General features: G+C 38.1%; 12 protein-coding genes. All 12 read right to left on the bottom strand.

Annotation, left to right across the window (positions count from 1 at the left end; genetic code table 11):
* Window positions 1-3: 3 nt before the first annotated feature.
* Window positions 4-1,983, bottom strand: a complete 1,980-nt coding sequence (uvrB, locus tag QNH48_RS25880; protein ID WP_283952556.1) for an excinuclease ABC subunit UvrB — start codon at window positions 1,981-1,983, stop codon at window positions 4-6.
* 216 nt (window positions 1,984-2,199) lie between these two features.
* Window positions 2,200-2,433, bottom strand: a complete 234-nt coding sequence (locus tag QNH48_RS25885) for a DUF2198 family protein (RefSeq protein ID WP_283952557.1) — start codon at window positions 2,431-2,433, stop codon at window positions 2,200-2,202.
* A gap of 84 nt (window positions 2,434-2,517) precedes the next feature.
* Window positions 2,518-3,462, bottom strand: coding sequence for a cation diffusion facilitator family transporter (locus QNH48_RS25890; RefSeq protein ID WP_283952558.1), 945 nt, complete (start codon window positions 3,460-3,462; stop codon window positions 2,518-2,520).
* Window positions 3,463-3,536: 74 nt separating this feature from the next.
* Complete coding sequence (locus tag QNH48_RS25895; RefSeq protein ID WP_283952559.1) at window positions 3,537-3,905, bottom strand: ArsR/SmtB family transcription factor; 369 nt, start codon at window positions 3,903-3,905, stop codon at window positions 3,537-3,539.
* Between the two features lie 130 nt (window positions 3,906-4,035).
* Window positions 4,036-4,617: a putative ABC transporter permease gene (locus QNH48_RS25900; RefSeq protein ID WP_283952560.1), complete on the bottom strand. Its 582-nt coding sequence runs from the start codon at window positions 4,615-4,617 to the stop codon at window positions 4,036-4,038.
* 312 nt (window positions 4,618-4,929) lie between these two features.
* Entirely contained in the window at window positions 4,930-5,391 is a 462-nt protein-coding gene (locus tag QNH48_RS25905; protein WP_283952561.1) for a hypothetical protein, read from the bottom strand.
* A gap of 19 nt (window positions 5,392-5,410) precedes the next feature.
* Window positions 5,411-6,391: an ABC transporter ATP-binding protein gene (locus QNH48_RS25910; RefSeq protein ID WP_283952562.1), complete on the bottom strand. Its 981-nt coding sequence runs from the start codon at window positions 6,389-6,391 to the stop codon at window positions 5,411-5,413.
* Entirely contained in the window at window positions 6,391-7,389 is a 999-nt protein-coding gene (locus tag QNH48_RS25915) for an ABC transporter ATP-binding protein (RefSeq protein WP_283952563.1), read from the bottom strand. The genes QNH48_RS25910 and QNH48_RS25915 overlap by 1 nt, the downstream gene beginning before the upstream one ends.
* Window positions 7,390-7,405: 16 nt before the next feature.
* A complete protein-coding gene (locus QNH48_RS25920) occupies window positions 7,406-8,263 on the bottom strand; it encodes an ABC transporter permease (RefSeq protein WP_283952564.1) in 858 nt (285 codons plus the stop codon).
* Between the two features lie 3 nt (window positions 8,264-8,266).
* Window positions 8,267-9,223, bottom strand: coding sequence for an ABC transporter permease (locus QNH48_RS25925; RefSeq protein WP_283952565.1), 957 nt, complete (start codon window positions 9,221-9,223; stop codon window positions 8,267-8,269).
* A gap of 124 nt (window positions 9,224-9,347) precedes the next feature.
* Window positions 9,348-10,931: an ABC transporter substrate-binding protein gene (locus tag QNH48_RS25930; protein WP_283952566.1), complete on the bottom strand. Its 1,584-nt coding sequence runs from the start codon at window positions 10,929-10,931 to the stop codon at window positions 9,348-9,350.
* 447 nt (window positions 10,932-11,378) lie between these two features.
* Window positions 11,379-12,572 carry a PDZ domain-containing protein gene (locus tag QNH48_RS25935; RefSeq protein WP_283952567.1) on the bottom strand — a complete coding sequence of 398 codons (1,194 nt, stop codon included), beginning with the start codon at window positions 12,570-12,572 and terminating at the stop codon, window positions 11,379-11,381.
* Window positions 12,573-12,801: the final 229 nt, after the last annotated feature.

A 12,801-nucleotide genomic window follows, 5' to 3' on the forward strand; every position in this document is an offset into this window, starting at 1 on the left:
ACGTCATCCTTCCGCTTTTAACTCTAATAATAAATCACGAAGCTCAGCTGCACGTTCAAAATTAAGCGCTTTTGCTTCTGCTTTCATTTCTTTTTCCATTGTAGCAATCAGCTTATCTCTATCCTTCTTCGACATCTTACCAAAGGATGCTGCTGGTTTGTAATCTTCCTGTTCCTCGGCTGCATGGGTGGCACGAATAGCCTCGCGAATTCCCTTTTGAATCGTCATAGGAGTAATGCCATGCTTTTTATTATATTCTTCTTGGATTTTGCGACGCTCTCTTGTTACATTAATCGCGATTTCCATCGAATTTGTTATTTTGTCCGCATACAAAATGACATGACCATTGGAATTACGTGCTGCTCGGCCAATGGTTTGGATTAATGAACGTTCCGAACGGAGGAAGCCTTCCTTATCGGCATCGAGAATCGTAATCAGAGAAACCTCAGGAATATCCAGTCCCTCTCTGAGCAGGTTGATTCCGACGAGGACATCATACTTGCCGAGCCGGAGCTCGCGAATAATCTCAATCCGTTCAAGTGTTTTTACTTCTGAATGCAAATATTGAACTTTAATACCAATTTCTTTTAAATAGTCCGTTAGGTCCTCTGACATTTTCTTTGTTAAAGTCGTTATAAGCACACGTTCATTAACTTTTATGCGTTCATGAATTTCTGCGATAATATCATCGATTTGCCCTTCGATAGGGCGAATTTCAATCGTAGGGTCAAGTAATCCAGTTGGTCGAATGATTTGCTGAACCATTTCTGGCGTATGCTCTATCTCATATGGACCTGGTGTAGCTGAAACAAAGATAGCATTGTGAACATGCTTTTCAAACTCATCAAAGGTCAACGGTCGGTTATCAAGCGCTGAAGGCAGACGGAAGCCGTGGTCAACAAGCACTTGTTTCCGGGCTCGATCACCATTGAACATCCCTCTTACTTGAGGCAAGGTAACATGTGACTCATCCACAACCATTAGAAAATCTTCTGGGAAGTAATCAATCAACGTATAGGGCGTGGAGCCCGCAGGCCTAAGTGTTAAGTGGCGGGAGTAGTTCTCGATACCAGAGCAAAAGCCCATCTCCCGCATCATTTCAAGATCATAACGAGTTCGCTGCTCAAGGCGTTGAGCTTCTAGCAATTTATTATCTTCCCGAAGTTCTGCAAGACGTTCTTCAAGTTCTTTTTCGATGTTTTCGATGGCTTTATTTAATTTCTCTTCCCCGGTAACAAAGTGGGATGCCGGGAAGATTGCCACATGCTCACGCTCAGCAATAATTTCCCCTGTTAGGGCATCTACTTCACGAATTCGTTCGATTTCATCACCAAAAAATTCAACCCGAATGCAATGTTCATCTCGTGAAACTGGAAAAATTTCAACGACATCCCCTCGGACTCTAAAGGTACCGCGTTTAAAATCAATATCATTTCGTTCATATTGGATATCAACTAACCGATGCAGCAAATGATTGCGCTCAATTTCCATTTCTTTCCTGAGCGACAGCACCATATTTCGGTATTCCTCCGGTGAACCGAGACCATAAATACACGATACGCTGGCAATGACGATGACATCCTTGCGCTCAAACAACGATGAGGTCGCTGAATGGCGGAGCTTATCAATTTCATCGTTGACGCTTGAATCCTTTTCAATAAATGTATCTGTCGAAGGAACATAGGCTTCTGGCTGAAAATAATCGTAGTAACTGACAAAATACTCAACAGCATTGTTTGGGAAAAATTCCTTAAACTCGCTGTAAAGTTGTCCCGCTAAGGTTTTATTGTGAGCGATGACGAGTGTTGGTTTATTTACTTCTTTGATCACATTAGAAACAGTAAACGTCTTACCTGTTCCAGTCGCACCAAGCAATGTCTGATAGCGCTTATTCTCATTAATCCCCTGAACTAACTGTCGAATCGCTTCCGGCTGATCGCCCTGCGGTGAATATTTCGAAACTAATTCAAATTGATCTTTCACTGATTTTCCTCCCGATCAATAATCACTTTCTAGCAAAAAACGTGCAAGTGGTCCGGGATGGTGCTAGAAAATGTATCCCTTAAATTCTAATAGTATCATTCTAACACAATTCCCCAAAAACAAACCACTAATATGCGAACGAACATTCGTTTATTTGATATAAAGCAAAAAAGCCTGCCATTTTAAGTTGACAGACTTTACATCTACGGTGAGAGCTTATGTTTTTTTGACCACTCTATGCTTCATTTTTGCTGCCAGCCAAAAGCCGGCTGTGAGCGAAAAGGCGTCAACGACGATAAGCGGGAAGGTGTTCGTATAGCCTTTATAAACAGAAGCAGCAATGAGTCCAACGGTTAAGGCAAGGCCGATAAGCCGATTGTATGTGACCCGAGTAAATAGCAATACGAGTAAACCAGGCAAAAGCAGTGCCGATACATATTCAAGAGCCAATGGGTCCACCTCATTAAATTCATTTCTGTTTATATATTTTAGAAATTAATTCACAAAATTGCAACAAAAAGTTATTGATAATCCTTAGTTACATGTCCCATGCGGACTTGGGCAGCCAATTTCAGCCTTTTCGACTTGAATCGTACTATGTTCGATATGAAATTCATCATGAAGAATTTTTTGAGAACGAGCGAGAACTTCATCATGGATGGCTTCATCTACTATGGTAATATGACAGCTCAATACTGGATAGCCAGACGTTATGGTCCAAATGTGCAAATCATGGACTTCCTTCACCAAAGGAATTTTACTAAGTGCTTCTTTAACCTGCTGGATGTCAATTTGCGTTGGTGCACCTTCCATCAGAATATGGAAGGAATCTCTTGTAACTCTAAAACCACTAATAATGATTAAAACAGCGACAATGACACTAGCAATCGGGTCTGCAATTGTCCATCCGAAGAACATAATAAGTAAGGCAGCCACAATCGCACCAACGGATCCAAGCATATCGCCAAGCACATGTAAAAAGGCACTTCGGACATTGAGGTTATCATCCTTGTCTCCACTCATTAAAATCCAAGCAGCGATAATGTTCACCACTAATCCTGTTACAGAAATCATCAACATCCCCGTACTTTGAACCTCTGGCGGCGCGAAGAAACGCTGAAATGCTTCATAAAAAATATATAATGAAATGATGATGAGGGTAATCCCATTTAACGCAGCTGCAATAATTTCAAAGCGCTTGTATCCGTACGTTTTTTCCTGTGATACTTGTTTTTCCCCTAACTTAATGGCGAAAAAGCTAAGTCCAAGTGCGGCAGCATCACTAAGCATATGACCAGCATCAGATAATAAGGCTAAGCTATTGGTTAGAATTCCCCCAATGACTTCAACCACCATAAAAGCGGCGATCAAAATAAATGAACTGAGTAATGCTTTTTTATTGCTTGTATGCGAATGACCGTGTCCGTGACCATGTGAGTGGCCATGAGAATGTCCATGATTGTGATGATGGTGTCCCATAAATATCCCTCTCCCAACTAGAGTTGTCTCTTAGTTTTTTCTTATCTCTTTATAGCGATACGTTTTAAATCCATTTACTGTCGACCTGCAACCTCTTGTTGATGCTCGAAGGCAATGTGGATGAGTTGTTTCACATGATCATCATCGAGAGAATAATAGACTAGTTTTCCTTCTTTACGGTATTTTGCAAGTCCCAGGCTTTTTAAGTGGCGTAAATGATGTGAAGCAGTTGCCGTTGTAGCACCTACAATATTTGCCACATCACAAACACAAAGCTCTTCTTCAAGTGTGAGAGCATAAGCAATTTTCATTCGTGTCTCATCGGATAAAGCTTTAAATACCTTTGTAACCTCGAAAATATTTCTGTTTTCAACTAAAGGCTGCAGTTTAGTGGTTTTGTCGCTATCTACACATGTAACTTCACAAACATCGCGATTCTTCATTCCATCACCTCATACATTCAAATCTTAATTTGATTATATGATATTCAAATCAATATTTGAATGTCAAACATTTTTTATTTTTTAAAAAGAAAAACTCCTTCTTTATTAGGTAGAAGGAGTTGGTGATTAATTACTGTATAGGGTTAGGTGATTTTGCTTCTTCTAACACTTGAGAAGTGTGTCTTCTTATGGACAAAGCCAATTCTGCAATGAAATATAAGATAACCGCTGGCCAAATCCAAGTCCACAGTATTTCGACTGGTCCATAAACAGAAACGATTGCAGGATGAACCCATTTTATACAAGCTAAGGACAACAATATCCAGCAAAGAGAAAATGGCAGACAAATATGGCCGTGTATCTGCATGGGCATATCAGAATAATCCCACCATTGACGTTGAAAAAACTTTTGAAGCAATGCACCACTTATGTACTCAATAAAAGTAGGAATGAAAAAACAGAGCAAAAGGATTATTCCCCAATTTGTTTCCGGACCAATTAAATAAACCAAAAGTACAGGGGCAAAGCCATACATAGGCTTAAAGGGACCGTGAAAAAAATTCGGTTTAAAAAATTTTCGCTTAGTCATGTAGCTGTAGCTATTTTCTAACAGCCAGCCAATTAAAGAATAGATAGTGAAATAAAAAACTACAGCAGAAACTCCTTCAAAGCTGATATCAATAGGAGTGGTAAAATCTAAAAAGCTAATCATATGGCTAGACCACCTTTCTTGAATTTAAATTTTCCATTTTAGGTTTAACACTCACACTCTCAAATATACAATAAATTCCTTTTAGAAATCCCGCTGCCAAATATAGCTGCGGGATATGATAAAAATTCTGAAAAAGAACTTTATACTATTAATAGATAATCTATTTGCAGACTTCGAACGTCTGCAAAACCCCTCTCCTAAATCTGTTTCAATAGTTTTTTTGTCTAAAATCCAAAAATCCCCACCTTTTAGATGGGGATTTGAATTATTATTTAAGAATAATTAGGAAACTGCGCTTAATTATACCAGAGTCTATATATTAAATATAGGTTTATAGGTTAGCTCAATTTTGATCAAATATGCTTCGTCATTCATATTTTCATCCTCTAAAACTATCGTCCAGTTTTTCGAGATGATTCTACGTAGAGCTTCGAGGTTATCTGCTGTAATGGTAACTTGGTCAAGAAATTCACCAGTATCAACAAAATCCACTCCTTCCTTCATTCCAAACTTTATGAATAGAAGAGATTTAAGAGCGCCTTTTGTCAAGAATGTAATTTCATACCCTTCTTTAAGTGCCTGGTGGAATTTCGCTTTATTAAGGTGATAGTAATCGACCAGCGTTTTCCATGTTGGAATTCCATCCCCAATACTGCCAAGTATTTCTTCATCCCCCTCGTTCAAGAGTGCGACAATTGTTGTACTGGCATAACCTTTAGCCTTCATCATTTCAAGCATAAGGGCATAATTTAATGCTAATTTAACCTTTTCCACAATACATTACTTCCCTTCATTAATATAAATGGCAGGCCACATAATGTTCATCATCCACCTGTTTTAATTGTGGATCAGCATCTGCGCAGATTGGTTTAGCAAATGGGCATCTTGATCTAAAACGGCATCCTTTTTCCATTTCAATTGGGCTGGGAAGCTCACCGGTAATAATTTCTCTCTTACTATTCTGTGCCTTTATTGGATCTGGAATGGGAATAGCCGATAATAATGCTTGCGTATATGGATGCAGCGGTTTTTCATATAGCTCTTCACTTTTTGAAATCTCTACTATTTTCCCAAGATACATTACACCAATCCGATCAGAAATATGGCGTACCATAGATAAATCATGAGCAATAAACAAATAAGTAAGATTCAGTTCACTCTGCAGGTCTTCCAACATATTTATTACCTGTGCCTGAATCGAAACATCCAGCGCGGATATCGCTTCATCACATAAAATAAAATCCGGACTGATTGAAAGTGCCCGCGCAATTCCGATTCTTTGCCGCTGCCCGCCACTAAATTCGTGTGGTAATTTTTCCAGATCTTCTTTCTTTAATCCAACCTTCTCAAGAATATCAATACTCTTTTCTTTTCTTTCACTTTTAGATAGTCTTGTATGGATTTCTAGTGGTTCATCGATAATCTCTTCAACCGTCATATATGGGTTAAGCGAAGAATACGGATCTTGGAAAATCATTTGCATTCTATTGCGATACGGCTGCAATTCTTTATTATTTAATTTCGCGATATCCCTGCCATCAAAATGAATCTCACCTGCAGTAGGGTCATACAGGCGATTAAGCGTCCGCCCTAGTGTTGATTTGCCACAGCCAGACTCACCAACAAGACCAAACGTCTCACCCTTATAAATATGGAAAGATACATCATCGACTGCTTTTACGACTTGATTTCCTTTTTTAAACATCGAAGTTTTTACTGGGAAGTATTTTTTTAGATGTTTTACTTCAACTAGCTTTTTACGTGTCTCATTCATCAATTTTCCACCTCTTCTTCCGCTAGAAAGCACATCGATCTTTGCGTCGCTGAAAAGGCATTATATTGAGGTACTTCAGTGAAACATCTATCAAATGCAAACTCACACCGGTCTGCAAATGGACATCCTTTACCCACATTTTTTAGCGAAGGAGCTGAGCCTTTTATTGGCTTCAATCTCGTTTTTTCTCCATCCACCCTTGGAATTGAGTTCAGCAAAGCTTTTGTATATGGATGTCTAGGAGAATAAAAGATTTCATTTGCCATTCCCTCTTCCATCACCATTCCTGCATACATCACTAAAATTCGGCTGCAAATCGTAGCAACGACCCCTAAGTCATGTGTTATTAACACTACTGACATATCCTTTTCTTTTTGCAGCTTTTTTAGTAATTCAAGAATTTGTGCTTGAATCGTTACATCAAGGGCTGTTGTTGGCTCATCAGCAATTAATAGCTTGGGGTTACAAGCTATTGCCATTGCAATCAGTACCCTCTGTCTCATCCCGCCGCTAAATTCATGTGGGTATTGGTCAACTCTTGTTTCAGGAGAAGGAATACCTACCATTCTCAGAAGTTCAATTGCCTCTTGTTTGGCTTCCTTCTTTTTTATACCTCTCACTCTGACTAATAATTCAATTAGGTGATCACCAGCTTTTTTTAAGGGATTAAGAGCGGTCATTGGATCTTGGAAGATCATCGCAATATCCTTCCCTCGAATCAACCTTTTTTCTTTCCTGGATAAGCCTTCAATATGCCTGCCATCCAAAATAACTTCCCCAGTATCTACTTTTGCATTTGAAGGGACAATACCGAGAATCGACTTAACCAATACACTTTTTCCGCTACCTGATTCACCGACGATTCCTAGAATCTCACCCTTTTTAACGAAAAAGTCAATTCCACGAACTGCTTCTGTTTTCGTTTTTCCATCATAAAAGGCAGTGCGGAGGTTTTTTACTTCTAGTAAACTACTTTCTTCATCTACATTGATTTTCATTTGTTGTCCCTCCTATCTATTTGCCGCCGCTTGTCTTCGGCTCAACAACCGCTCTAAGGATGTCCCCCAATTTATTAAAGGAATAAACAGTAAATACAATAAGGAGCCCGGGCAAAATCGCCATGTACGGTGCATTTCCTAGATTGCTTTGTGCATTTTGCAGCATGCTTCCCCAAGATGATAATGGCTGCTGTATTCCTAAACCTAGAAAGCTTAATGCAGACTCCATCAAAATCGCGTTGGCAATACTTACAGTTGAGGCTACGATGAACGTCGGCATTACAGCTGGAATAATATGCTTCCAAATTACTTTTCTTACTGATTGTCCTGTAGATTTTGCGTATAAAACATATTCTCTTTCTTTTATTGAAAGTGTCTCGGCACGGACCATCCTTGCCGTACTCATCCACGTAAAAAGTCCGATAACTAGAATAATAGCTTTTAATCCTGGTGTAAGATAGATACTTACTACTGTTACTAAAATCATCCATGGAATCGAAGAAATAATATCAACTGTCCTCATCAGAAAGTTGTCAATCCGCCCTCCAAAATATCCACTTACTGTGCCAACCAATACACCAATACTAGTTGAAATAAGCATCGCTAAAATTCCTACTAACAGCGAAACCCGTCCCCCATACAAGGCTCTCGTTAAATAATCGCGTCCAAGCTCATCAGTCCCAAATAGATGATGAGCATTTGGCTTCTGCAGGACATTTAAAACATCTACCCTATTTGGATCATAGGGTGATAAAAAAGCGAAGATTGAAACAAAAATTATCAGGAAAAGGAATATTAAGGCAAGGGCAGTCGATTTATTACGGTTCAGCTCTGCTTTTAGCTTTTCAATCCTTCTATTTTTCTCTCCGGTCAACTTTTACTCCCCCATTCCTTTTATTCGTGGGTCAACAATGCTGTATAAAATGTCTGAGAGCAAATTGCCAATAATCACAAGACTGGATGAGAGCAGCATTATTGCCATGATAATCGGATAATCAAATCCCTGAATCGCCTTCACAAAATAAGTACCAATTCCAGGCCAGCCGAATACAGTCTCCGTTACGACTGCACCGGTCACTAACATTGGGAGGCTCATCCCAACAATCGTGATTACTGGAAGCAGCACATTTCGAAGAACATGATTAAACAATATCCCAATAGATGGTGCCCCATATGCTTGTTGAACCATGACATAGTCTTCTGAAAGCTGTCCAATTGTCGATGAACGGACATAACGAACAAGCTCAGGCATAAATGAAAGAGTTAATACGATAGTAGGAAGGACCAAATGGCTAAAGAGATCGGAAAAAGAACCCTCGTCACCAATAGTGTGCATCCCAAGAATCGGAAATAAATTTAACTGGTATCCAAAGATAAAAATCAAAACCATCGCCATCCAAAAGCTTGGAATAGCTATCCCGAAAGAGCTTAGTCCATCGATGATTTTATCCGCAAGTTTCCCCTTTCTAGCACCAGCAATGAGACCAAGAATAACAGACAAAACTAATGCTATAAAGTAGGCAGGCAGAACAAGTATAATTGTGTTTGGAATCCTAACAGAAAGATCCTTAGATATACTCTCATGTGTTACGATAGAGTAACCCCATTCTCCGCTTAGAATTCCTTTTATCCAATAAAAATATTGCATATACGCAGGCTGATCTAAACCATATCTCGCCTTGATTAATTCAACCGTTTTCTCGGTCATATTCGGTGTAGTCATAGCGTCTACTGCATCGTATGGAGCCAATTGGATGAGTCCAAAACAAATGATTGAAATAATGACGAGCATTGGGATTGCCTGCATAATCCTTTTGAAAATATACTTAAACAAGAATAATCCCACTCCTTATTGTGATCCGCATTAAGGCATAAAATCTACTATACTATTCTAGTACTTCATCTACCAAAAAATAAAGATAAACAGCTCGCTGTTTATCTTTAACTTTTATTTCTTATTAATATGAAAGCTGTGACATATCTTCAAACGTATAAACTGGTACTAATCCAGCATCCTCAATGCCTTTAATTCGAGAATCAATTGCAAGGATTCGTTTGTTTGTTACAAGTGGATAGAAGGCAGCATCTTCGATGATGATTTGTTGAATTTCTTCATAGATCGCTTCACGCTTGGAATCATCTTTTTCAACACGTCCCTGGTTAAACAATTCATCCACTTTTGGGTTACTGTAATGCATGTAGTTAGCTGTACTATCGGTAACAAAAAGTGAATTAAACGTATCTGGGTCAATACCCATAATGTATCCGCCAAGATACATATCAAAATCAGTGTGAACACTTTGCATTTTTTGGCTTAAGGCTGTCCCATCCATACCAACAAGCTCTACAGTAATACCTGCAGCTTGTAAGTTTTGTTGGATAACAGCTGCTTGCTTTTGTTGAATAGGATTATTAGCAGTAAAACCAAGCTTCAATTTCAAGTCAGAAGCTCCGGCACTAGCTAATAGTTCTTTTGATTTTTTTGTATCTGTTTTAAACTTTTCTACATTGTCTGTATAGTAAGTTGCTTTTTCTGGTAAGATTGAGTACGCATTTACGTAATAATCACTAGAAACATAGCTGGCAGTATTAATTTCATCACGATTCAAGCTATAAGCAATTGCTTGGCGGACTTCTTTTGATTGAACTGCTTTTGAGCTTAAATTGAACGCTAAATATCCTACTCTACCTTCATCATAAGGCTTTAAGCTAACATTCTTGCTATCTTTAAATTTAGCTGCGTCAGATGGCTGGATTGCAAAGGCATTAATTTCCCCCTTTTGCAGTGCCATTGTAGCAGTGTTTGCATCCATAATAATTCGGTAAACTACCTTAGCAATTTTTGGAGCTCCAAGGAAATAATCTTGATTTGCTTCAAACGTAACGCTTTCCCCTGCTTTGTACTCCTTAAATTTGTATGGTCCTGTACCAACTGGAGTAGCATTTTTCGGACTGTTGGCGATATTGGTTTCACCTTCATAAACATGTTTTGGCATAATGAAGATGTTTCCTAAAGCCTCGAACGCACCCATACTTACTTCAGGCAAAGTGAATTTAACTGTATAGTCATCTACCTTTTCAACCTTAACTGGTTGATTGTTAAATATAAGCTGGCTTCTTGCCCATCCGCCATTTTCTTCTTTTAACATTTGCTCATATGTGAATACAACATCATCCGCTGTAAACGGTTCTCCATCATGCCACTTAACGTCTTTTCTTAATTTTGCAGTGTAAGTTAAGAAATCTTCAGATGGAGTTATGCTTTCAGCTAAAAAGTATTCAACATTGTCTTTTCCGTTATACATATACAATGGTGAGTAAATCGTTTTGATTTCCATTAATCCATAACGATCACCGGTGGAAATAACATTTACAGCATTTCCTGGATCACCATCAATACCATAAATAAAAGTATCTGGTGTTTTTGCTCCATCAGATTTATTTGAATCTGCATTTTCCTGTGGCTTTGAAGAGCAGCCAGCTAGTAATAAAAAGAAACTTACTAATAGGACTATAAGGATATTTACATTTTTACGACCCACTTGTTTTTCCTCCTATGTTGCTATTTTTGTTATAAGGACAGTAGACTCATAGATTAATATAATATCTAAATTTAATCCCTACTATTCTTATGTGTTTTGACTTATTTATTTTACATGATTGTTGTAATTTAGTAAATGAAATAACTTAGTAAAATTTGAACAATTTATGTTTTTTTATGGCTGTGTTATAGCTATTAATCATTATATTGGCTCCACTTCAGCTTACATTGCTATTTCAACAGTGGCCTTGAAAATGGCGGAACTATTAATAATTTCACTAAATACCCCCTAAATAAAAAGAGCCTAAAGGCTCTCATTTGTCTGATCTAATGTGCAACTCAATTTCTAACCGCTTAAATATACAACACTAGCTTTTTCTAATTAATTTTGAAAGTGGATTCTAAACTATTATGAATCCATTCTAACTAATTATGAAAAATCACAGCTTTATCCAATTCTTTCATCAAATTTCCTCTGGTCCTGTACAAAAAGTATACCAAGTTCATAATGATCGCCTTCATACAAGGCACGTTGAACGAAACGAACCTCTCCATTTATGTCTAGAACCTCAAGCTTACAATGAGCTCGATTTTTTTGTAATGCTTCATAAAAAACTTGTTCATCAAGAATTTTAACACCATTTACCTTAGAAATGAGTTCCCCTACTTGAAGTCCCATTTTATCAGCGGGGGATTCGGGTATAATTCCAATAATCATTAAGCCGTTGTTTTTCTTCGAGAAGTAAAACGGTAAATTATCATCCTTCAATCGTTGCATTAAGGAAATCAATTCACGACTGATTATCGCCAATGCTGCTACTCCTATGGAGATTAACGGATACCAATAGCCAATAACAGATAAAATCAATATCAATATTCCAAGTGTTGTAACTCTACGCCCTTGTAACTGGATAGATTGTTTTGGCAGCATACCTTGAATTTGCTGGTTAAAACCAATCGCAAACGGTACCAGGATTAGCGAGTAGGATTCCGCTCCTATGTTGAAGACTGGCCACCAATCAAATGGCAGAGTCAAAGCCTCCCCAGGAATTAGTAAAAACATAGGCAGCAGCCAGAATCGTTTCACTTCGTGTGCTCCAACATTTTGTCCACGCTTGCTTTTTACCAGTTTTGGAGAGGTACCTTTACCTGCATTTTTAGTAATAAGAATTCCTTCTGAAATTAATAAAAGAGCCATTAAGATAACCAAGGAAGGATATACCTTTTCTTCTAAAACTTGAAATGTATCATTAAAAAGTGGTATGGTCCATTCATACTCAGTGATTAAAGTAATGGCAAAAAAAGCTGCACCTACCGTGTACACTGGTGACATAAGCCTAATATTAGTCGTTAAACTCCATAATATCGTAAAGAAAGCAATTAGAAGGATGGCTGCAAATGGAAGTGTTAACCCAGCCATTAATGTGACAATGGTAAGTACCAGACCCAGTATTAATCCTATAGGAAACAGCTGTCGTAGTTCAAAATAGGCATCAAATGTCCTTGTATGGAAATTTTTCCGTTCACGTTTAACCCTTGATACTCCCAGTATTCCTGAAAGGAAAATGAGATAGTAAAAAACCGGATGTAGAAAAAGTCTACCTGTCCCTTTCAACAGCTCAAAAAGCCATAATTGCACCAATTCCTCCACCTGCCTCTATCATAAATTCTACTATTCTAGCTCTAAAGCTTATTTTACCAAAATGGAGGGATAAAACCTATTGCTAGATTCTTGAAAAAACAAAAAAATGTCGAATTTTTATGTATTCATAATGATTCCACATTCATTCTTCTGCGTAATTCGTGTTTTTTCATTAGGCTTCAACAAATATTTCCACGGAAATCTTGGCATTCCACAATCATACTTATCC

Origin of the sequence: Neobacillus sp. YX16 (assembly GCF_030123505.1) — a bacterium.
GTDB lineage: Bacteria > Bacillota > Bacilli > Bacillales > Cytobacillaceae > Neobacillus.